We start from the raw sequence: 21,136 nt of genomic DNA, 5'->3' as shown, positions 1-21,136 counted from the left end.
CTACCTATTTGGCACCTATTGATTTGTAAACATTAATTTGGCGTTTACTTTTTCTTCCAAGATGCAAAAGCTCTTGCCTGTGCAGTAACACTCGCTTAGCTTGCTGCTCAAATTGCTGCGTTAACGCTAATTGGCTTTCCAGCACAGGTCTATCTTCATCTTTTGGAGAAGTTAGCAACTCTTCGAGTAAAAGTTGACGCTGTCCCACTAACTCCTGCAAATTTAATACCAACTCATCAGCAGCCTCATCTTCTGCCGGAATGATCTCCAGCTCAGATAAAGTTTCCGATACAGACTTATTTAATTTTTCCAGCTGAGGTAGAGCTCGCAAGAGACCTCCTATTCAAGTAACACCCAGATTAGTTTTGAGTTCTAACTACGCCAGGTAAAGCATTTAAGCCGCCAATAATCCCTGCAGACTGTTGATTTAAATTACCGACAATCAGATCCATCGCATTGAACTGCTTCATCAATCTGGCGTTTAATTGCTCCATCTTCAAGGTAAAGGCTTCACGCTGATCATCCAGGCGCTGTTTATCACTGGTGTAAGCATTATTTCTGCTGTTAATCAAGCCGGTAGTCGGTTTAACATAGCTTTCAACCAGTGTGTCTAAACGGTTTGCAATTCCGGTATCTTTCGTCGAAAACAGACCTTCGATACCGCTCATGTTCTCTTCAATCGCGGTATCAAGCTTGTCACTATCGACAGACAGTTTTCCATAACGGTCCGCTTCTATACCGATATCATATAATGCTACAGTCTCGCCTCCTACATCGACCCTTGAACTGATCATATTCCTCAATTGGGATTCAATTGAGCGGATCATGGAGTCCCCTTGCAGTGCAGCGGCCTCCTTTTTCTCAAGATCATAAGCGGAGAGCTTATCGATAGTACCTATTAAACTGTTATAAGCATCGACGAAGCCTTGCACATTATCTTTAACGGCGTCTTTATCCAGCTCAACTTTAACCGTGGTTGTTTTACTCAAATCAGCATCTGTCAGATTGAGCGTCACCCCGGTAATGGCGCCTTTAACTTCATTGGTCTGAGAAGTCAGTTGCTGGCCATCGACGTGGACTATCGAGTTCTTTGCGATTTGAAGTTCAGAAAGATTAGCACCGCCAAACATATCATTAAGCCCGGTACCCACAGTATCGTTCGCTACCACGCCTATCTGGCTATCTGTACCTTCTGTGTCAGAACTTAATACCAGCCTGCTACCCGCATCACTGGTAATAATCGTCGCCGTAACACCGACGTTATCGGTTGCACTATTGATATTATTAGCGATATCTTCGAGTGAATCGGTGGCACCAACAGTTACGGAAAAATTATTACCGTTAACCGTCAGATCTAAGCTCCCCTCTCCAACTGGGACGCTGGGATCGGCAACATTGATACCGGCAACTTTATGCTGCTGAGCTAACTGTTCAACCTTGACATTATAACTACCGGATTGTGATGTTTTATCGGCAGTTGCGGTCAGATAACTACTTTCTCCAGTGGAGACGGTTCTCTGGTTTAAGCTACCACCATCTTGAAGCTTTTCTAACGCGTCCTGAAATGTCGATAAGGCACTCTTTAATGTGCCTATCGCCGATACTTTCGCATCGATCGTCTTTTCAGTTTTATCGAACATTGCTTCTTTAGGTACTTTCTCAGCATCAACAAGCACACCGACAATAGTGTTAATATCGAGCCCAGAGCCTATTCCTGTCGCCGTTAATGCCATAAAAACCTCTTACTAAACAAATATTCTCTTACTGCTAAATAATCTTTGAAAGAAGAATCAGGCTTCTGTTTGCATCAAAAGACCCGTTACCTCAGTCAACTTCCTCGCTAATTTTAACGCTTCTTCATTAGGGATCTGCCGAATCAGATCGCCTGATTCGATATCCATAACACTAACAACATTAGTGCCAGAATGTTCATCGATTTTAAATGCCAACCCTTTACGCATAACTGACATCATACTGGACAAGTCTTCGACTAAATTCTGTAACTCTTCTTCATTTAACTTTGGCTCTTCGGAAGCACCTTTTTCCACTTCCTCTACAGCTTTAATTATAGTGTTCGGCTCAAGTTCTGCACCTTCTACGGTTCCAGCTTTAACAGTTCCTGTACCGATCTCAACCTTAGTCGCTGCCGCGCTGGATGAGCTTGTAAAATTGATGTCCATGACCATACTCCTCCTAACTTACCTAGTTTATCCTTAAACCATTAAAGGGAGATCCGTCGCCGAACCTCCCTTTCTACTATCAACTATAACCCTGTTACATTATCATTTATAGTAATGAAAGTGCTATTTGAGGTAACTGGTTAGCTTGCGCTAACATTGCAGAACCTGTTTGTTGTAGTACCTGGTTCTTAGTCATAGTGGAGGTCTCTTTGGCGAAATCCACATCTACAATACGGCTCTTAGCGTCGGCAACGTTAGCCTGAGTGTTGGCACTGTTACTGATGTTGTGAGACAGACGGTTCTGAATCGCACCTAAATCACCACGCTGAGTATCAATCGTCTTAATCGCTTTATCGATTGCACCTAAAGCGGAAGCTCGGTTAGCAGAAGTAGTTAAGACAAGTGCCCCTACTGAAAGTGTCGTTTTATCCGTTTTCTTAACTTTAATTGTAACATCTTCACCGTCTTGGGCACCAACCTGGAAAGATTTACCCGCGGAGAAACCACCGCTCATCAGCTTTGTATTACCAAACGCAGTACTTGTACCAATTGCATCAATTTCAGTTGCTAATTGGTCCATCTCGGCTTTAATAGCTGCAAGGTCATCTGTGCTGTTTGCACCGTTTTCAGACTGAACAGTCAAATCACGCATACGTTGTAGCATGTTTGTCTGTTCCTGCATTGCACCTTCAGCGATTTGTGCAATCGAAATAGCATCGTTTGCGTTACGCATACCAACTTCCAGACCTCGAACCTGACTGTTCAAACGGTTCGAAATTGCAAGACCGGCGGCATCATCTTTAGCACTGTTGATGCGCAAACCACTTGATAGACGCTCCATTGAGGTTGCTAGCGCACCACTAGAACTGTTTAGGTTTTTCTGTGCTTTAAGCGAAGTGACGTTAGTATTTACTGTAATAGCCATGATTGATTCCTCTTTATACCTGACTTAAGAACTTGCCTGTCTGCTTCAAGCCAGGCGGAGCTAATTGGTTACAGTATATTTAACGGCAGAGGAGTTTTTATCTTTAGTTATTTTTATCAAAAAAACAGCAATTTTTTAAAAAAGTCTTTAAATTCAATTGCAAATTGGTGAGTAATTAATTAAATAATGCTTAAAGTGGCTCGGCAAGAAGTAAAATTGAGCCACTTTATAGCGATATCCATGCTTACCCAAGTAAAGAAAGTGCAACTTGTGGAAGCTGGTTTGCCTGTGCAAGCATCGTTGAGCCAGTTTGTTGCAGAACCTGGTTTTTAGTCATGGTAGCCGTTTCTTTGGCGAAATCCACATCCACAATACGGCTCTTAGCGTCGGCAACGTTAGCCTGAGTGTTGGCACTGTTACTGATGTTATGAGATAGACGGTTCTGAATCGCACCTAAATCACCACGTTGAGTATCGATCGTCTTAATCGCTTTGTCGATTGCACCTAAAGCGGAAGCTCGGTTAGCAGAAGTCGTTAAGACAAGTGCCGCTACTGAAAGTGTCGTTTTATCCGTTTTCTTAACTTTAATCGTAACATCTTCACCATCTTGGTGACCCACCTGGAAGGTTTTACCCGCGGAGAAGCCACCACTCATCAACTTAGTATTACCAAACGCAGTGCTGGTACCAATCAGGTCTATTTCAGTTGCTAATTGGTCCATCTCGGCTTTAATAGCTGCAATATCATCGGTGCTGTTTGCGCCATTTTCAGACTGAATGGTCAAATCACGCATACGCTGCAGCATATTGGTCTGCTCCTGCATCGCACCTTCTGCGATCTGCGCGATAGAGATAGCGTCATTTGCGTTACGCATACCCACTTCAAGACCACGTACTTGCGAATTAAGACGGTTTGAGATTGCCAGACCCGCGGCATCATCTTTAGCACTGTTGATTCTCAGACCACTCGATAGTCGCTCCATTGATGTAGCCAGGGCACCACTCGAGACGTTTAGATTTTTCTGCGCCTTCATTGAAGTCACATTGGTATTTACCGTAATAGCCATGTTAATTTCCTCTTCTTGGTTGTACTGCCAAGACGTAGACCTTGGCTAAAAAACTTGTGATAACGTTTAAATGTAATCAAACAGTGAAACTGAACCTACTTTGCTGAACACATTCGACACCGCATTCAACGCCAATTGTTGTTTCTCATACTCGGTAATTGCCGAGGCGTAATCTAAATCTTCCAACATAGATAACGCCGAACTATTGACCACTTTCTCTTCTACATGAGTCATGTTGTGGCTCTCTAGAGCCTTGAGGCCATTGCCTGATACACCCCGTTCAATACTTATTTGATTGACGCCACTGTCAATGTTATTCAATACCTGTGCCAACTCTGCCTTACCCTGAGGGGTATTAATTTTGTTTGGCGATTCCAACAGAGTGATCGCATCATTTATCGTGTCGAAGATACTGACATTAGACTGATATGTGATACTGAACTCGTCCCCATCAGCAGGCATACCGTCGACTTTCACTTCTAACCCGTTATAAACAATGGGGTTACTCGGGTCGAAGTTGACCTCTGTCTGTACTAACGTATTGGTCGCATCACGTATCTCTAAATCCGCTCCCACCATGGTAAAGGTATAAGTTTGTCCTGCAGGAGTGATTGGGGGGGGGACAGTTGCACTTTCTACTTTGAAATCACCCGCTTGGGTCGCCAGATAATTGGCGCTGTAATCCCCCATACCACTGGGAGCGTTCATAAATGCACTATCACCCGCAATATTGGTGCCTATAGTGACTCCCGACGCGACAACGGATTGTCTGACACCATTGTCACCGCTGTAGACTATGTTTCCGGTTGCATCGAAGGCAAATGGTTGAGTGCCAGTTTCGTTTCCGGAAAACATATAATTGCCGGATTCATCTTTGCTGTTGGCAACATTTAGCAACTCATCAAGGGTTCCTTTCAGCTCGTCGGCAATCATTTGCCGCTCGGAATCGGCAAGTCCGCCGTTTACCGCACGCAACACCTGCTCTCTGGTTGAACCCACCAATTTTTCTGCTGTACCTAGCTTGCTCTCATACATCGCCAAATGGTTGGTTGCATATTCGATGTTCTTAACAAACTGATCGACCAGGGCGTTCTGTTGATTCAGGTTATCGATACCAACTGCGGCAACAGGGTCATCACCGGCAGTATTGACTTTTTTCCCGCTCGATAGTTGATCTAAAATTTTGCTGGTCGCAGACTGCCTATCCAAAACGCTGGTGATACCTTGGTTAAACATCTGTGCAGTTGAAATTCTCATATCGAACCCCTATCTAGCTGAACTAATCTGAAAGTTAAAAAAGTCATTTCGCTTTCCCTATCGAGTCGAGCTAAATAGCGTGTCGAAAATTTCAGAAGCCGTCGTCATAATCCGAGCCGATGCCTGATAGGCTTGTTGAAAACGGAGTAGGTTGGCTGCCTCTTCATCTATGTTGACACCAGACTCACTCTGCACTCTGCTATACGCCTGAGAATAAACAGCCTGAGCAGAGCCCATAGCAACTTCGGCGGCCTTTGTTTTGCCACCAATGCTCAACTTGGTACCTTGGTATACGTCTGCCAGTGTCGATGTTCCACCGTTCATCAACTTAGTTTCACTCAACTTCGACATGGCAACCGAGTTGGTGTTGTCGCCCGGTGCAAATGCGAGGTCGAAAGTGAATGTGTCCGTTACCGCAGCCGTCGATGTCACACCGAAGGTAAAACCATAGGCGCTGATAGTCGGTGGATTAATCGTCGTAAATGGCACATTGGCACCACCAACAATGGCTCCGTTAACATCGAAAACTTCATAGGTATTCGCGCCGGTATCTATCACGAAGGTGAGTTCAGAGCCCGTAAGAGGGAAATTAAGATTCCCTCTGTTATCAATACTCACCATCTCTATCTCTGTGTTCCCGGAGTTTGCCGCATCGGGAGAGATCTTAGGAGCCGCTGCAGCGATACCTTTAGGATCTGTCATTACCACACCGATCCCCGCGGCAGCACCGGCAGCCGGCCGGATCTCAAATTTATCACCATCGGCTAAACCGGGAGTATTGATGTGAATCGTAAACCCATTGGCACCATCGAGTTGGGTGCCGTTTAGTGTCAGTGGGGTGATATTGCCGGTTAAGGTATCTTTGAGTTCATAGGGATCTGGTGCGCCAGCGGTATAGGTTAATTCGTAGCTATTGCCAGACAATTGCCCAGCGTCATCGATATTGACCCGAAGACCCGCACCATTATTTGAGCTAAACGCTCCGACTCTTCCGACAGACATCGTGGGGTCGTTAATGTCTTTAAAAATATCTTGGCCCACTTCGCCATTCAGATCGAAGCCCTCTTTCTGAGCTTGATTAAATGCATCGGCAACGCCCAAAGACAGTTGACCAAGCTCCTGCTGGGCCTTGATTAAGGTGTCATCGCGAAACTCGAATAGCGCACCAATCTGTCCTCCCAGTTTTGAACCATCGATAACCTGGGAATAACTGCCAACTGAAGCTGAAATTCTTGACTGATTGGCGTGGGGATCTCCGGGTGTGGTGCCGATTGACATAGAGACTTCGCCGGAAACCAACATCACGGCCCCGCCTAACATGATACTCTTTGCCCCCGTATCCAGAGGAATGACGTTAACTTCCGAGTATTGGCTCAACTCTTGGATCAGCGCATCTTGTTTATCGAGAAGCTGAGCGTCTTCACCCTGAGACTTCATCAACTCTTGATTGATATGGCCAAGCTCTTTACTGATCTCATTGATTCTGTCTGTGATGCCGACGATCTGATCATTGGTCTGTTTCATCTGACCATCGAGATGAGACTGCATCTGATTTAAGCTAGAGGCCAGTTGTCCGGCAGAGCCCAGTACACTTCCCCTTATACCGATATCATCGGGAAGATCTGACAGGCTGTTAAGGCCTGCGAAGAAATCATTGAGCCCTTGTGGCACAGCCTTACCGATTTGAGAGAAGAGTTGATCGAGCTCACTCATCTTGGTATGAGTTGTTTGAGCTTCACTGGCACCCGTCTGTCCGATGCGTAATTCTCGCGCGGCATAGTCGTTGTAGATACGTTTTACATCTGAGATATAGGTACCAGAGCCATAGAACTCACTCCCCGCACGCTGTGATTCAAGACTAGACTGCTCGGCAACCTGTCTGTGATACCCCTGAGTATTGGCATTAGCAATGTTATTACTGGTCACCGCCAGTTGTGATTGCGAAGCTAAAACCCCGGTACGGGCAATATTAAGAAGATTCATCGACATCAGCAGAGACTCCCATCAAAATTAAAAGCAACGCAGCTCACCGATTCCATTGCCATATGCAAACCAAATATTACTTTCATGGTTGTACTCCCGGTATCGATGCCTTGAGATCCTGACTAATGGACTTCATCACCTTTATCACTTTATCGGCATATTGAGGATCGGTTGCATAGCCCGCATCCTGAAGCGCTCGAATAAATTCATTTGGACTCGCCGCCTTTTTCATGGCCTCCTGGTATCTTGGACCTTCCGACACGAAAGAGACAAAATCATCGAAGCTCTGCTTAATATCGTCATAGACTCTGAAGTCGGCTTTTTGCTGGACGGCAACCCCTTGCTCAAACTCAAGAGTACTGACCATAGCCTTACTTCCCTGCCAGCGTTTATCAGCCTTGATATTGAACAGGTTATTACTCGAATCTCCACCCGCACGTTTTACCATCTTCTGTCCCCAACCGGTCTCTAATGCCGATTGCGCAATAAGCACTTCGGGTTTGGTACCCAATGTGGCTGCGGCTTTTTCAGCGTGAGGATAAAGCTTGGCAACAAAATCTTCAGGGCCGCTAAACGTCATTCCCGCCTTTGTCACTTCAGACGGCAAAGTCTTGCCTGTTAAGATGCTTTCAAGCGGACTATTTGGTTTAGCGTCAACAAGCTGACTGTCCGCTGGTGTCTTAATCTGGCTAGCCTCAGGTTTGACCGCACGACTCATTACCATTCCCTGAGCCATACTCCCCTGTTGATTACCACGAAGCACTGACGCAGGGGTGACCTTGCTGGTTTCCGGTGAAAGTTGCTGAACCATAAGATCTGCCAGTCCCAACATGCCTTTATCCGACAGGTTCACAGACATCTGTTGATCGTGCATCTGCTCATAAAATTTAGTGTACTGACTGTTCATCGGACTATCGGATTCAAATACCGCATTGGCATCACGCATACTTTTCATCAACATCTGAACAAATATCCCTTCAAACTGCTGGGCCACCTCTTTAAGCGCGCCCTTATCATCTTTCTGGGCCTTCGATCTAAGAGAGTCCAGACCTCCGATATCCAAAAAGTGAGATGAGTTCGACAGCTTTTCCATAATGGTTCCAGAGATTCCGACAATATTCAGACGATAGTAACTCTACTCTGCAAACTGCGTACCAATTCAACACATAACGGATATTTAGCTGGGAAAATTCGACAATGTAAGGGGTAATACCAATCGGTATAAGAGGCAACAAGAGAGTTCAGGTAGAATACTGAACTCTCTTATAAGGATGAGTAATGAGAGAAAGTTGACAGAATCAGATAATGATCAGCTCACCATGCAGAGCACCTGCCACTTTTAATGCTTCAAGAATTGCAAGTACATCGGAAGGCGCTGCACCTACTAGGTTTACCGCCCTGACCAGCTCATCTAGAGAGGTGCCTGGGTTAAACATAAACATACGGCTATCTTCTTCGCTGGCATCGATAGTGCTGTTTGATGTCACTACCGTTCGACCACCCGCTAACGGATTAGGCTGTGATACCTGCGTCGCTTCGGCAATGGTGACTGTGAGTCCGCCATGGGTTACGGCGGCGGGCAACAGGCGAACATCTTTACCCACGACTATGGTACCGGTACGGGAGTTCACTATCACTTTCGCCGATTCAGACGCTGGCTCGACTTGAATATTTTCAAGGGTTGCCAGAAAAGAGACCCGCTGAGAGACATCTCTAGGGGCACTGACCTGCACAGAAGCAGCATCCAGCGGCCTCGCCATTCCCGGACCGAGCAGTTCGTTGATGGCATCGGCTAAGCGTTTGGCCGTTGAAAAATCTGCGCGACGTAGATTAAAGGTTAAGTGATCACCTGTCGAAAATGGGGTTGTGACGGTTCTTTCCACCATGGCCCCATTTGGAATACGTCCAACGGTTGGGGTATTTTGAATGACTTTAGAGCCATCCAGCCCCTCTGCACTGAATCCACTCACAACCATGCTTCCCTGAGCAATCGCATAAACGTTACCGTCGACCCCCTTCATAAAAGTTTGCAGTAACATGCCCCCACGCAGACTCTTAGCCTCGCCCAAACTGGATACGGTAACGTCAAGAGTTTGACCCGGCTTAATAAAAGCCGGCATTACAGCACTGACTGCCACAACGGCAACATTTTTAATTTTCGGTCTGAAATTATCGGGTAAATTAATGCCGAAGTTTTTCAGCATGGTTTTGAATGTTTGCTCTGTATAGCGGGTCTTCTCACCCGTACCGGGCAAACCAACAACCAAGCCATAACCGATTAACTGGTTACTCCGCACACCTTGCACATTGGCGATATCTTTGATGCGTTGAGCCTGACTCGTGCCGCAAACAAGCAGTAAAAGGAATATAGAAAACAACTTAATTTTCATGACAATAACTCCTTAGAAAGGCCACCAGCTGCCCATAAAGAATGAACTGAGCCAGCCCACTTTCTGAACTTCGGCAAAGGTACCTGTACCACTGTATTGAATACGGGCATTAGCGACACGCTGTGAATCGATGGTATTATCGGGGCGAATATCCTGCGAGCGAACGATGCCGGTAATGCGAACAAATTCATCACCATTGTTAATGCTGATCCACTTCTCTCCGCGAATAACTAAGTTACCGTTATTCAGCACCTGCATCACATTGGCGGAGATGCTGCCGGACAAGCTATTACTCTGATCGGCATCCGACTCACGCTTGGTATTCATGCTATCCTTATATCTCAGATCTATCGGTTGTCCGCCTATGGTGATATTACCACCACCGGCATAGATAGGATCGAGAGTAAGATCGGTTCCCTTCTTGATCTCATTACTGGCGCTCTTCTTAGCCTGTGTCGACTCCATCAACATCACTGTGATGATGTCACCGACCTTAAGGGCCTTGATGTCTGAATAGAGGCTGGATGCCTGACTGTCCTGATACATAGAACCCGTCGCGGCGATCTTAGTCGGCGGCGCTTCAGGATAGACCGGCGAATAATATGGGTCGTCCGCAATGGGTTTTCCCCCCGTCGAACTACAACCTGTGAGTACCGGCAAAAATACCATTGCTGCAGCAAGCAAAATTGATGACTTACTCATGACTATGCCTCTACAGGTTCTGATTCACGTAAGAAAGCATCTGATCGACTGCTGAGATAACTTTTGAGTTCATCTCGTAGATACGCTGACTTTCAATCAGGTTAACTAACTCTTCTGTCACATTAACGTTCGACGTTTCCAGCGCGCCCTGACGTATCGCGCCCATGCCATCGAGTGATGCAGTGCCTTGAATCGGTGTGCCACTGGCTCCAGTTTCCGTATACAGGTTTTGTCCCATAGGATCCAGACCGCTTGGGTTAATAAAATCAGACATACTCAGTTGGCCAACCACCTGGCTCTCTGCTGTACCTGGTGTTTTTACAGACACTTCACCTTCGGCCGATACGGTAATACCTGTGGCGTTATCGGGTATGGTGATCGCAGGTTGAACCACATAGCCCGAACCCGGTGTTACTATCTGCCCGGTATCATCGAGAGAAAACTGGCCATTGCGAGTATAAGCGGCGGTACCATCGGGAAGCTGAACTTCAAAGAATCCTGGCCCTTCGACCATCAGATCCAGCGAGTTGTCCGTGGTGAGCATATTGCCCTGAGTAAATACCTTCTGCGTGGCGACAACTTTCGTACCCGCACCGATATTTAGGCCATTGGGAAGCTTAGTATTTGATGCACTTACGCCTCCGGCCTGATTGACGGTTTGATATAAAAGATCTTCGAAGACGGCTCGACTCTTCTTGTAACCAACAGTGCTTGCGTTAGCAACATTGTTAGAAATCACCGAGATATCTGTTTGCTGAGCGTCTAACCCAGTCTTACTTATCCATAACGCGGGATGCATAATTTTGACTCCTAACTAACACGCATTAATGAAGAGGAGGCTTTATCCATCTCTTCAGCTGTTTTCATCATTTTGACTTGCATCTCAAATTGACGCTGTATATCGATGAGGTTAACCATTTCATCGACGGCATTGACGTTACTTCCTTCTACTGCGCCACTTTCGACAGCAACAAAAGGATCGGCTGGGGCATTTTCTCCCGACATCAATCTGAACAGGCCATCTGAGCCCCTCATCATATTTTGGTTACCCGGATTAACGAGCTTGATGCGGCCCACCTCTTCAATCACCTCAGCCGTGGCACCTTGAGGCCTGACAGAGATGATACCGTCCTGAGCAATCTCAATTTTTTCGATAGGCAGTGGCAAAACGATGGGACCTGAATCGCCCATCACCGGGTTGCCGCGATCGTTACGGAGCAGCCCTGTAGTATCGAAACTCAGACTTCCCGAACGGGTATAAGCTTCTCCGCCGTCATCCGCCTGAACGGCAATCCAACCGTCACCTCTAACCGCAACATCGAGATCTCTGCCCGTTGTTTTTATGGGGCCGGATGCAAAGTTTGCCGACGGACTCTCAGTCATCGCGAACACACGTGTCGGCAACCCTTCACCAAAAGCTTGCATGGAGCGAGCTTGAGCCATATCGGATTTAAAACCGTCGGTATTGGCATTTGCCAGGTTATTTGCACGAACCGCCAGCGAATTCATGTTCTGCTTAGCGCCGCTCATAGCGACGTAAAGTAATTTGTCCACCAGCGCCTCCGTCAATCTTTCTGCTATTACTATCTATTAAAATAATACTAGCAAACATCATGCCAGCTTGGTCAATTCATTTAGCTTGGAGATTAGAAGGTAAAACAATTCGAAATGAAGTCTTAGGGGGGCATTGTGGTAGGTAAAGCGGAAAGGCGTTGCCGCGGGCAACGCCTTTATTAACTAGGAGAGACTACTACCTGATCTGTAATACTGTCTGCTGCAGGGTATTATTCACCTCCAGCGTTCTCGAGTTCGCCTGGAAATTTCGCTGAGCCGAGATAAGATCAACAAGCTCTGTAGTCAAATCGACATTTGACTGCTCCAGGGCCGATGAACGAACACTACCAAAGGTTCCGCTGTTCGCCTCACCGGCAAGCGCTGCACCTGAGTCCAGACTCGCTTTCCATGAGGTGTTACCCACCTGCGTCAAACCCTGCTCATTAGAGAAGCGCGCCAAGGCTACCCTTGCCAGTGCGACAGTCGCACCGTTACTGTAGCTCGCGTTAATCAGACCATCGGCGCCGACCTCGACATTAGTGAGACGGCCAACCGTAGTACCATCCTGGGTTAACTCAGTCACTTCGAAAGTCGATGCATACTGAGTAGGATTGTCAAAGTCTATCGTCAAGGTTTGTGAACCATCTGTACCGGGCCCCAGAACATCGGCACCGCCATTGCCTAAAGTCTCGGTAACAATCGATACTGGGTCGGTCGACGTATGAGAGCCTAACTCGTTAAACTTAATCACAGCCCCCTTCCAGCCCCCTGCGGTGACAGCAGGTACATCGAGTGTATCCGCCGTACCGTCACCAGAAGTATCTCTATCGTAAACACCGGCAGCGCCTGCTAAGTCCACCTGCTTACCATCGACCGCATAGAAGGCGACCCAGTTACTCTCTCCGTTATAGGCCGCATTTGGTGGACGGACGAAGTAAGTCGTCATCACGTGTGGCTCACCCAATGAATCATACATGGTGACCGCGGTAGAGTTGTTATAAGTATCACGATCAAGAGGATCGAACAGTGCAGGATCATAGGTTGGATCTCCCGCATTGAGGTTCATCTGTATGCCGACGTTCTCCGTCTTCTGCGGGCTACCTGCGGTATCGGGGATCCTGACAGGTTTAGTCTCGGTTAAGCTGACAGAGGTTGAGTTTCCGTCTTTGTCTACTTCGAACGTCTGCAGGAAATTCCCCTGGGAATCTACAAGGTAACTGTTTGCATCCACTTTAAATGCACCGGCTCGTGTATAGGTTAAATCTTGAGAGCCCACACCCGATGAGGTGACAAAGAAGCCGCCGCCATTAATCGCCATATCAAGCGCATTATTGGTAAATTGCAGACTCCCCTGATGGAACTGCTGCGCCACCTGACTGGTTGTTGCACCACCGCCCACAGCCGTTTTACCGTTAGCAAAAATTGAGTTTGCATACACATCTGCAAATTCAGCTCTGGACTCTTTAAAGCCGATACTATTGACGTTAGCAATGTTATTTGCCGTGGTATTCAAATCTTTCTGCGCTGCCGCGATACCACTCAATGCGATGTTAAAAGACATAATTCACCTCAATTTTTAATTCATTACTGCCGATGACTTATCTACTCACCCACAGCCTTCTAGTTAACTGTTCACCTGACGTAAATGAAGCAAATATTGCGCCAGGTATCAAATCTTTTCCCACTTTAAATAGGAACTTAAAATGGCCTAAGGTTCTGCATCTACAACCGGTTTATTTCCGCTGCCAGATTCAGCGACGGCCAACACATCACCAAGCTTAATACCACCCACACCGCGCAGGTTAAGAATCGCGCCGGTACTTGCTGTGCCTAACGAAACGCTCGTCACATGGGCATAGGTTGAAACCGGAAGTTCCTCAGACGTGCCATCTACGCGGCCACTGGCTTTAATGGAGTAATTACCTGAAGCGACTGGTTCACCATTGGTGCCCAGTCCATCCCAACTGACTTCGACGTTACCACCGGCACTACCATCTATGGTGTAGGATTTAACAAGCTGCCCCTTGTCATCTTCAATACGTACAGTAATAGTATCGATCGCTTCCGGTGTACTGATAATGCCGTTAATCGAAGGATCTTCCGCTGAAATATGGCCGGTATCCGAGGGGATAAGCACTTTCTGCCCAACCAGCCCTGATGCTTGAAGTGCCTGACTCGACGTCATCACGGAGTTTAGATTAACAATCTCATCGTTCAGGTTCTTAATACCGTCAACGGTCGAGAATGATGCCATTTGCGAGATCATCTGGTCGTTGTCTACAGGTTTAAAGGGATCCTGCATCGAGAGCTGTTGACTCAACAATGAGAAGAAGTCTTCTTGGGTTAACTCTTGACTATTAGGCTCTGGAATCGATGATTCTTCTGGTAACCGAATACTATCGATAAAGGGGTTTCCCGTCGTGGAATCCGCAGTCGATTGCGTCGTTGCAGCTTGAGCGGCCGAAGAGTTCGTCTGCTGTGCAGGCGCCACAGATGTTTTCGATGCCTGTGTTTGACCGCCGACGGATTGAGCACTATTAAGTGGGTTGATGAGGCTCACTTGTTACCTCCTACTATTTGCCAATTCTTAAAGTCTGTTGAAGCATCGATTTCGCCGCTTCAGCAACCTGTACATTCATTTGATACGAACGCGAAGCTGAGATCATGTTAGCCATCTCTTCCATCACGTTTACATTAGGTTTGTAGATAAACCCATCACCATCAGCCATTGGGTGATCGGGGGAGTATTCTTTTTGCAAGGGAGCATCGCTTTCAACTATGCCTTTAACGGCAACTGCTTGAGAAGATTGCTGCTGATGGCTAGCCTTAGCCATCTCAGCCTCAAAAATCGGATGGCGGGCACGGTAAGTTTCATCGACACTGCTAGAGACTGCATCGGCATTGGCAATATTACTCGCTGTTGTATTCAATCTGACAGATTGAGCAGACATACCCGAGCCAGCAACATTAAAGATATCAAATAAACTCATAATTAATCTCCTCTCAGTGCCTTCTTAAGGCCCGAAAACTTACTGTCTAAAAAACCGAGTGACATCTGATATTCGAGTGCATTTTGCATAAATTCTGACTGCTCTTGTTGAATATCGACAGTATTGCCATCACCGGTATCAGGCTGGTTAGGGACTCTATAAGCGGTGTTCTGCCCGGACAAAGTCGTTAGATCGAAGTGTTTAACATCACTGCGGCTCATCGACAACCCGTTTTGACGGCTCGTCGCGGCTTGCATCGCCTTATCGAAATCAAGATCTCGTGCTTTATAGTGAGGAGTGTCAGCATTAGCAATATTTGAAGAGATTACTTGAGCACGTTGAGAGCGGATCCCCAATGTATATTGGTGAACACCCAATGCTTTATCAAAATTAATCGCCATAAAATTGCCTCCTGAGCCTGATGCTAAAAACAAAGCAATAGTCATGCCACAAAAAGCAAAAAGAGGTGCGAGACTCTAGGGGAACGCTAATAAGCAGGCTACGAGATCGCTGGCAGGCTTGCGAGGAGCAAAATGAAAGAATTAGAGGAAGGCACTTAGTTGCCTTTTACGATTTTGAAAATAGCCAACTTGTTGGCGTCTGATAGTGAGCTTGCGAGCGTCCTCATAGGCGAAGCCGTCTATAAGGCACGCTGTGCCGTCTCTCTGTTAAGTCTTCTTCTGGTAATAGAGCCTGGGTTACAACGAACCATTTCATATTCTTCTGTCAAACCGGCAATTGACTCAGAAGCACCAAGAAAAAGGATGCCTTTCGGGTTTAAAGCGGCAGCGGAATCGCCACCACAAAATTTAAGTCTTCTTCTGGTAATAGATGCCTGGGTTACAGCGCACCATGTCATATTCTTCAGTTAAACCGGCAATTGACTCAGAAGCACCAAGAAAAAGGATGCCTTTCGGGTTTAAAGCGGCAGCAAATTGCCGCAAAATTTTTGCCTTTGCCTCTGGGGCAAAATAGATGAGTACGTTACGGCAAAAAATAATGTCAAACTTGCCCAGTAAGGTATAACTCTCAAGCAAATTATGGGCTCTGAAGTTCACAAACTTTTTTACATTATCCTTTACGACCATAGTTCCGGCATCTGTCGCGGAAAAAAACTGACGTTTTCGCTCCTCAGATAAACCTCGCCCTAAGGCTAAATTGTCATACTCAGCATTTTTACATCTTTCAAGCATTGAAGGAGAGAGATCGGTTGCTAAAATGGACGCACTACCTGGCAGGGTCCCAGGTTTTTTCTGTTGATACTCGAGAATTGTCATCCCCAAAGAATAAGGTTCCTGGCCTGATGAACAGGCGGCAGACCAGATTTTCAGTGGTCGTCCTAATCGTGAATATTCCGGCAACAAGGTATTTGATAATAACTCAAACGGATATCGGTCTCTAAACCACAAGGTTTCATTTGTCGTCATTGCATCAATAACTGAAGCACGAAGTTGACGTTCGCTCGGCTTCATCGAATGCTTAACAACTTCAGATAGTGAAGGAAGGTTATATTTCCCCATCAAAGGTGCTAAGCGACTTCGTACTAAATACTGCTTATTATCACCCAGCACAATTCCACTGTGTTGTTCCAGAAATAGTCTAAATTGTGTGTACTCATTTTCAGCGAGTGATTTATTCGGCACCTTGATATCCTAATATCAATAAAACAAGCTATAACAGTGTTGCATTAACTTACTATAGAGCGCAGCGTTATACATGAGCCAGATAAAAGAAACAAGCTTAATATCAAGTCACTGCACCCTATAGAGAGTCTCTTATAGACTCAAATGCTTATTCACTGCTGCTGCAAGTTCATCTGGGTTAAATTTCGCAATAAAATCATTAGCTCCAACTTTCTGAACCATAGCTTGATTAAATACGCCGCTTAATGATGTATGCAATACCACTTTAATATCTTTTAACTTAGGGTTATCCCTTATCTCTGCAGTTAAAGTGTAGCCGTCCATTTCAGGCATCTCAATATCTGAAATGATCAACGGGATTTCAGTTGCGACATTATCCATCTCTGCAGCAATTTTATTGAGCTTTTCGAGCGCATCTCGACCATCGATAGCCGTATCAATTTGTAAGCCCAATGACGAGAGAGCCCTGATGATCTGCTTGCGAGCCACTGCCGAGTCATCGATGACCATGATATGAAAATGTTGTTCACGGTCGATGGTTATGGCTTCATCGGTCTCTTTACTAATTTCGGTCTTAACCGGAGAGATCTGATCGAGAATTTTTTCAACATCGAGGATCTCGACTAACTCCCCCTCTATTTCCGTTACCGCCGTTAAATAGGAATTTCTGCCCGCACCTTGTGGTGGTGGCAAAATGGCTTCCCAATTCATGTTAATGATCCGCTCCACAGAGCAAACCAAAAATCCCTGCACACTGCGGTTATACTCCGCGATAATGATAAAACATCCTTCGGTATTCTCGATAGGACGACCACCGGTTGCAGCACTCAAGTCTATGACTGAAATAGTGTTACCGCGAATATGTGCCACACCTTTCACTGTACTATTTAACTTAGGCAAGGAGGTAAGGGGCGGGCATTGCAATACCTCTTTGACTTTAAATACGTTGATACCGAATCTTTGACGACCATTTAGTTTAAATAATAAAAGCTCTAAACGGTTTTGCCCGACTAACTGCGTGCGTTTATTAACTGAATCAAGAATGTTTGACATAGTACTCTTGCCTTGTCGACTTTTGGATGCTCACCCATTACCCAGCATTTAATGAGTATAGGCATACTAATTGCTTTATAAAATACATCTCACAACCTGACCATATAATTGTCAAGTTTCTGACTCCTTCTCTCACAAGATGAGAAGTACAAAGTTCCGGTCACTAAGAAAGTATAGGTGTAATCTAGCTAATCAAGCTAGTCTATTCATTATGAAAGTAAAATATGTGGTCTATTTAATCATTTTATTCCAATCAACACATGCTTTTAGCTCACAAGAAGCAAGTGTTCCTTCTCTATCGACCATTTCTAACTTAGCTATAGCGGTTATCGAAGATAAAATTAATGTTGCAGAGCATGCAAGAGTCAACATTACGCCCCAAAGTTTGGACTCCCGATTGAAGCCGCCTTTATGCCTGCCACCCGTTAAAGCAGAACTGGCAAGCAACAGAGCTATAAAACGAAATAATACGGTAAAAATAAGCTGTAACAGTCCACAACTTCAGTATCCCTGGCAAATATTTCTGTCCGTTAGAGTCGATGTACTCTATCCGGTAGTCGTTTCCCGGGAGACTTTGGGGCCCGATGATCTGATATCGAGTGGAGATGTCGCTATTCGATATGTAGAGCAAACGAGCTTGAGAGGACGACAGTTCGATAAAATTGAGGATGTGGTTGGTACACGCGTCAAGAGGAGAATCCCCCCCAATCAACCTATCTTTATCAATAACCTCTGTTTTGTCTGCAAAGGTGATACCGTCTCGATTTGGGCTCGTTCAAAGAATTTCGAAATAAAAACAGTGGGAGAAGCACTGCGTGATGGCAATTTAGGTGATAGAATTCGCGTTAAGAACAGTTACTCCAACAAAAGCCTTGATGCTAAAGTCACAGGCGTTGGAGAAGTTGAAGTGAGAATGTAGTCTAAACCTAAGCTAGCTCAAGATATGATATAAAAAAACTAAAGCTCTGGTGAACACTGCCGATACACGTGTATGACCTTCCATTTTTTTATTGTTGGAGCCTAAGATGGCTATTAATATTAAACAAGTAAATACTTCAGCAAACACTCACGTGGGTAAAGCTAATGCTGCCAATGCTAATGCAGCCAAAGGCAGTAACCAGACAAGTCAGAGCGCTGCAGCGACTTCAACTAGCATGCCACCGAAGAGTGATTCAGTCTCTATCACCTCACAGGCACAGCAGCTACAGAATACTCAGGCAAAGCTTGCCAGTATTCCTGAAGTTGATCAGAAAAAAGTTCAAGAGATAAAACTAGCCATTGCGGAAGGACGTTATAAAATCGATCCTGAAAAACTCGCAACCAATATTGCTCAGTTCGAAAATGAACTAAAGGATCTCAATTAATACACCTATGAGTCAAATAACTAACATCATCGAGCTGCAGCATAAGCTGCTTGAAGAGCTGAAAGTAACAATAACACATGAGAAAAGTGCGCTAATCGAACAAAGTGCAGATCTTTTACTCTCTTTGGCCACAGCCAAAGCCAAGTTACTTAATGATCTAAGACTGAACGATGAGTTGTTAGCCTCACACTCTGAAAAGTCATTGCTGACCAGTGATCCTGAATTATCAGCAAAAGTAAATTCAGCCAAGAAACTGCTTGCTGAATGCCAACAGTTGAACATAGAAAATACCAGTTTAATCGAACTGAATATCGCCAGTATTAACCGCCTCTCACAGGCGCTTCAAGTCAGCAGAAATGCCTCCAGCCTCACCTATAATGGTAAAGGTAAAACTTCTACTATATCGACTCTGGGTAATAACTTAAAAGCGTAAAAGCGGCGGCGAGCTAAATATAAAGTTAAGAAAGCTCCGAATCGCAAGCCAAAAGCAAAGCCCCCTCCCCCCTTTAACCCTAGATAATAGTTCCTAGATAGTAGTTCCTAACCCGAAGCTCATAGTAAATACTTTTCTCGTAACTCTTACGCAGGCAGGAGCCAAGAGCCTTTAGGGTCGTTCTTTTTGTTTAGTTCTTTTAAGAGTGGCAAGATGATTCCCCGCTCAAAAACATTGCGGGGATGACAGAGATAGAAAGCTTGTAGCTAGGGAGCTAGACTAGCTCGTAGCTAATTTAAAAATAGGTGATCTCTTTTATCTTTTGCGGCCTATTTTGTTGTTGATAAAGCGCCCATACCTGAGCAAAATCCAGTTCGAGTTCAGTCACATAATGGTCACCTGCAGGGTAACTTTTGACCACCTTAGCCCCCCGTATCACCCCGGTAACAGATGCCTGAATACTGTCATTGGTCAACATCCAATCATCAACTCTACTCGAGGCTGAGAGCTGCTGACCATATACCTGCTCGGCTAACTCCCTGTAGGCGGCAATCTTTGACGCTTGCATCGCCATTAATACTTTTTGTGACTGAGCCTCTGCGGGTTGAGTATCCAATGGAGCATAGCCTATTGCTGTAAGCTTAGGAAAACTGTCCGGGGCCTGTGTTTCCCACTCTATATACCTGTCTTTAGATGAGCAGCCCGTAATTAACACTACAATCAACATCAGCCAAATTTTCATTTTGTATCACCTTTCACTTGAACCTCTTGCATACCAACACTGCGATCTCGATATAACAGCCCACCTTGAGAGACGACCTTTTCAGAGTACTTAAGATACCCGGGAAGATCCTTGACGGAAAAGCTCCCCTGAGATGCAGAGACAACACGATTATTAGTGACATTGACAATTCTTGAGTTAACCACCACTCCCAAAGTATTAAGGCTCATGGTTGATACCAGAACGTGCTCGACGGCGATCCCCGAGGGCAGTAGCTTCCAATCTCTGGTTAGTAAGAAATCCCCTTCAGGTGTAACCCTGATATTATCACCGACATTGATATCGACCAGATTAAATTGATTATCATGCAGCGCAGAGATAAAGCCTTGCTGCAGTTGCAAACCTATAGCATTGGTCCTTTTCAGATCATCTAAGAAAACAGGCGTAGCAACGAGGAGTGGCTGATTGGATTTCAGGTCATCATTTTGTCTTACTAACTCATTCACTATCTGTTGAGACATATGGTTAATTGCCGCTCTCTGCGGCAACTGATTGCCGCTGGCAAGCGGTTCCATATCTGAGCTTCCACTCTGAGCACAAGCGTTAAGCAATAAAACCGATGATAGAAGTAGCACTATACGCATAGCTGTATCCTAAACTTAACAATAAAAATGCCATGAGATCGCGATATCGACAAATTACTCTCTCAAACAAACTTAAAAAAAATGAAGCAAATATCACGCCAAAGATAAGGTGTTTATCCCCCAGCCCCTAGGGTTATTTCCGCAATAATAGTATTAGCATGTTCATCGGCTTGATTAAGGGTAACTTTAACTGAGTTATCATATTTTTCTCACAGGCACGCATATTGCTTT

The 21,136-nt window shown here is 45.5% G+C and carries 23 protein-coding genes; 3 read left to right on the top strand and 20 right to left on the bottom strand.

Going from position 1 to position 21,136, the window contains the following annotated elements; all coding sequences use genetic code 11:
• Positions 1-4: 4 nt before the first annotated feature.
• The 18 genes from EKG38_RS10515 to EKG38_RS10425 form a co-directional block, all read right to left on the bottom strand.
• Entirely contained in the window at positions 5-331 is a 327-nt protein-coding gene (locus tag EKG38_RS10515; protein ID WP_126520201.1) for a hypothetical protein, read from the bottom strand.
• A gap of 28 nt (positions 332-359) precedes the next feature.
• The gene (gene fliD, locus EKG38_RS10510; RefSeq protein WP_126520200.1) at positions 360-1,733 is read right to left on the bottom strand and encodes a flagellar filament capping protein FliD; all 1,374 of its coding nucleotides are present in this window, start codon (positions 1,731-1,733) and stop codon (positions 360-362) included.
• Positions 1,734-1,790: 57 nt separating this feature from the next.
• A complete protein-coding gene (locus EKG38_RS10505) occupies positions 1,791-2,180 on the bottom strand; it encodes a flagellar protein FlaG (protein WP_126520199.1) in 390 nt (129 codons plus the stop codon).
• 106 nt (positions 2,181-2,286) lie between these two features.
• Positions 2,287-3,105 (bottom strand): flagellin N-terminal helical domain-containing protein, encoded by an 819-nt coding sequence (locus EKG38_RS10500; RefSeq protein WP_126520198.1) that lies wholly within the window; start codon positions 3,103-3,105, stop codon positions 2,287-2,289.
• A 244-nt stretch (positions 3,106-3,349) separates the two neighbouring features.
• Positions 3,350-4,171 carry a flagellin N-terminal helical domain-containing protein gene (locus tag EKG38_RS10495; protein ID WP_126520197.1) on the bottom strand — a complete coding sequence of 274 codons (822 nt, stop codon included), beginning with the start codon at positions 4,169-4,171 and terminating at the stop codon, positions 3,350-3,352.
• A gap of 66 nt (positions 4,172-4,237) precedes the next feature.
• Complete coding sequence (flgL, locus tag EKG38_RS10490) at positions 4,238-5,428, bottom strand: flagellar hook-associated protein FlgL (protein WP_126520196.1); 1,191 nt, start codon at positions 5,426-5,428, stop codon at positions 4,238-4,240.
• Positions 5,429-5,485: 57 nt separating this feature from the next.
• A complete protein-coding gene (gene flgK / locus EKG38_RS10485) occupies positions 5,486-7,417 on the bottom strand; it encodes a flagellar hook-associated protein FlgK (protein WP_126520195.1) in 1,932 nt (643 codons plus the stop codon).
• Between the two features lie 76 nt (positions 7,418-7,493).
• Positions 7,494-8,504, bottom strand: a complete 1,011-nt coding sequence (gene flgJ / locus EKG38_RS10480; protein WP_126520194.1) for a flagellar assembly peptidoglycan hydrolase FlgJ — start codon at positions 8,502-8,504, stop codon at positions 7,494-7,496.
• Positions 8,505-8,709: 205 nt separating this feature from the next.
• A complete protein-coding gene (locus tag EKG38_RS10475) occupies positions 8,710-9,801 on the bottom strand; it encodes a flagellar basal body P-ring protein FlgI (protein WP_126520193.1) in 1,092 nt (363 codons plus the stop codon).
• A gap of 12 nt (positions 9,802-9,813) precedes the next feature.
• Positions 9,814-10,503 (bottom strand): flagellar basal body L-ring protein FlgH, encoded by a 690-nt coding sequence (gene flgH / locus EKG38_RS10470; protein WP_126520192.1) that lies wholly within the window; start codon positions 10,501-10,503, stop codon positions 9,814-9,816.
• A gap of 10 nt (positions 10,504-10,513) precedes the next feature.
• Positions 10,514-11,302 carry a flagellar basal-body rod protein FlgG gene (flgG, locus tag EKG38_RS10465; protein ID WP_126520191.1) on the bottom strand — a complete coding sequence of 263 codons (789 nt, stop codon included), beginning with the start codon at positions 11,300-11,302 and terminating at the stop codon, positions 10,514-10,516.
• Between the two features lie 11 nt (positions 11,303-11,313).
• Complete coding sequence (gene flgF, locus EKG38_RS10460) at positions 11,314-12,057, bottom strand: flagellar basal-body rod protein FlgF (protein WP_126520190.1); 744 nt, start codon at positions 12,055-12,057, stop codon at positions 11,314-11,316.
• Positions 12,058-12,253: 196 nt separating this feature from the next.
• Complete coding sequence (flgE, locus tag EKG38_RS10455) at positions 12,254-13,618, bottom strand: flagellar hook protein FlgE (protein WP_126520189.1); 1,365 nt, start codon at positions 13,616-13,618, stop codon at positions 12,254-12,256.
• 147 nt (positions 13,619-13,765) lie between these two features.
• A complete protein-coding gene (gene flgD, locus EKG38_RS10450; RefSeq protein WP_126520188.1) occupies positions 13,766-14,617 on the bottom strand; it encodes a flagellar hook assembly protein FlgD in 852 nt (283 codons plus the stop codon).
• Between the two features lie 13 nt (positions 14,618-14,630).
• Positions 14,631-15,047: a flagellar basal body rod protein FlgC gene (gene flgC / locus EKG38_RS10445; RefSeq protein WP_012143420.1), complete on the bottom strand. Its 417-nt coding sequence runs from the start codon at positions 15,045-15,047 to the stop codon at positions 14,631-14,633.
• A gap of 2 nt (positions 15,048-15,049) precedes the next feature.
• Positions 15,050-15,448 (bottom strand): flagellar basal body rod protein FlgB, encoded by a 399-nt coding sequence (gene flgB / locus EKG38_RS10440; RefSeq protein WP_126520187.1) that lies wholly within the window; start codon positions 15,446-15,448, stop codon positions 15,050-15,052.
• A 408-nt stretch (positions 15,449-15,856) separates the two neighbouring features.
• Positions 15,857-16,696, bottom strand: a complete 840-nt coding sequence (locus tag EKG38_RS10430; protein ID WP_185826832.1) for a CheR family methyltransferase — start codon at positions 16,694-16,696, stop codon at positions 15,857-15,859.
• Positions 16,697-16,822: 126 nt separating this feature from the next.
• Positions 16,823-17,743: a chemotaxis protein CheV gene (locus EKG38_RS10425; protein WP_126520184.1), complete on the bottom strand. Its 921-nt coding sequence runs from the start codon at positions 17,741-17,743 to the stop codon at positions 16,823-16,825.
• 211 nt (positions 17,744-17,954) lie between these two features.
• On the opposite strand from EKG38_RS10425, the gene flgA reads away from it, so the two are divergent.
• The 3 genes from flgA to EKG38_RS10410 all read left to right on the top strand — a co-directional run bounded on the left by flgA (position 17,955) and on the right by EKG38_RS10410 (position 19,540).
• A complete protein-coding gene (gene flgA / locus EKG38_RS10420; protein ID WP_126520183.1) occupies positions 17,955-18,662 on the top strand; it encodes a flagellar basal body P-ring formation chaperone FlgA in 708 nt (235 codons plus the stop codon).
• A gap of 106 nt (positions 18,663-18,768) precedes the next feature.
• On the top strand, positions 18,769-19,107 hold the full coding sequence (flgM, locus tag EKG38_RS10415; protein ID WP_126520182.1) for a flagellar biosynthesis anti-sigma factor FlgM: 339 nt from the start codon (positions 18,769-18,771) through the stop codon (positions 19,105-19,107).
• Between the two features lie 7 nt (positions 19,108-19,114).
• The gene (locus tag EKG38_RS10410; RefSeq protein ID WP_126520181.1) at positions 19,115-19,540 is read left to right on the top strand and encodes a flagella synthesis protein FlgN; all 426 of its coding nucleotides are present in this window, start codon (positions 19,115-19,117) and stop codon (positions 19,538-19,540) included.
• A gap of 295 nt (positions 19,541-19,835) precedes the next feature.
• Here EKG38_RS10410 and EKG38_RS10405 read toward each other — a convergent pair whose 3' ends face one another.
• Both EKG38_RS10405 and EKG38_RS10400 read right to left on the bottom strand, forming a co-directional pair.
• Entirely contained in the window at positions 19,836-20,282 is a 447-nt protein-coding gene (locus EKG38_RS10405; protein ID WP_126520180.1) for an LPP20 family lipoprotein, read from the bottom strand.
• Positions 20,279-20,905, bottom strand: coding sequence for a FlgO family outer membrane protein (locus tag EKG38_RS10400; protein ID WP_126520179.1), 627 nt, complete (start codon positions 20,903-20,905; stop codon positions 20,279-20,281). Before EKG38_RS10400 ends, EKG38_RS10405 begins: the two co-directional genes overlap by 4 nt.
• Between the last annotated feature and the right edge of the window lie 231 nt (positions 20,906-21,136).

Origin of the sequence: Shewanella canadensis (assembly GCF_003966225.1) — a bacterium.
GTDB classification, from domain to species: Bacteria; Pseudomonadota; Gammaproteobacteria; order Enterobacterales; family Shewanellaceae; genus Shewanella; species Shewanella canadensis.
Note: the sequence above shows the minus strand (reverse complement) of the source record. Positions and strands in the feature narration are given on the sequence as shown.

What these genes read in the sequence shown, in the direction of transcription:
- EKG38_RS10505 (WP_126520199.1), bottom strand. Translation starts at nt 2,180, where the DNA reads ATGGACATCAATTTTACAAGCTCATCCAGCGCGGCAGCGACTAAGGTT.
- fliD (WP_126520200.1), bottom strand. Translation starts at nt 1,733, where the DNA reads ATGGCATTAACGGCGACAGGAATAGGCTCTGGGCTCGATATTAACACT.
- EKG38_RS10475 (WP_126520193.1), bottom strand. Translation starts at nt 9,801, where the DNA reads ATGAAAATTAAGTTGTTTTCTATATTCCTTTTACTGCTTGTTTGCGGC.
- flgA (WP_126520183.1), top strand. Translation starts at nt 17,955, where the DNA reads ATGAAAGTAAAATATGTGGTCTATTTAATCATTTTATTCCAATCAACA.
- flgH (WP_126520192.1), bottom strand. Translation starts at nt 10,503, where the DNA reads ATGAGTAAGTCATCAATTTTGCTTGCTGCAGCAATGGTATTTTTGCCG.
- EKG38_RS10425 (WP_126520184.1), bottom strand. Translation starts at nt 17,743, where the DNA reads ATGTCAAACATTCTTGATTCAGTTAATAAACGCACGCAGTTAGTCGGG.
- flgL (WP_126520196.1), bottom strand. Translation starts at nt 5,428, where the DNA reads ATGAGAATTTCAACTGCACAGATGTTTAACCAAGGTATCACCAGCGTT.
- EKG38_RS10495 (WP_126520197.1), bottom strand. Translation starts at nt 4,171, where the DNA reads ATGGCTATTACGGTAAATACCAATGTGACTTCAATGAAGGCGCAGAAA.
- EKG38_RS10400 (WP_126520179.1), bottom strand. Translation starts at nt 20,905, where the DNA reads ATGCGTATAGTGCTACTTCTATCATCGGTTTTATTGCTTAACGCTTGT.
- EKG38_RS10410 (WP_126520181.1), top strand. Translation starts at nt 19,115, where the DNA reads ATGAGTCAAATAACTAACATCATCGAGCTGCAGCATAAGCTGCTTGAA.
- flgE (WP_126520189.1), bottom strand. Translation starts at nt 13,618, where the DNA reads ATGTCTTTTAACATCGCATTGAGTGGTATCGCGGCAGCGCAGAAAGAT.
- flgJ (WP_126520194.1), bottom strand. Translation starts at nt 8,504, where the DNA reads ATGGAAAAGCTGTCGAACTCATCTCACTTTTTGGATATCGGAGGTCTG.
- flgM (WP_126520182.1), top strand. Translation starts at nt 18,769, where the DNA reads ATGGCTATTAATATTAAACAAGTAAATACTTCAGCAAACACTCACGTG.
- EKG38_RS10500 (WP_126520198.1), bottom strand. Translation starts at nt 3,105, where the DNA reads ATGGCTATTACAGTAAATACTAACGTCACTTCGCTTAAAGCACAGAAA.
- flgC (WP_012143420.1), bottom strand. Translation starts at nt 15,047, where the DNA reads ATGAGTTTATTTGATATCTTTAATGTTGCTGGCTCGGGTATGTCTGCT.
- flgB (WP_126520187.1), bottom strand. Translation starts at nt 15,448, where the DNA reads ATGGCGATTAATTTTGATAAAGCATTGGGTGTTCACCAATATACATTG.
- flgK (WP_126520195.1), bottom strand. Translation starts at nt 7,417, where the DNA reads ATGTCGATGAATCTTCTTAATATTGCCCGTACCGGGGTTTTAGCTTCG.
- EKG38_RS10405 (WP_126520180.1), bottom strand. Translation starts at nt 20,282, where the DNA reads ATGAAAATTTGGCTGATGTTGATTGTAGTGTTAATTACGGGCTGCTCA.
- flgG (WP_126520191.1), bottom strand. Translation starts at nt 11,302, where the DNA reads ATGCATCCCGCGTTATGGATAAGTAAGACTGGGTTAGACGCTCAGCAA.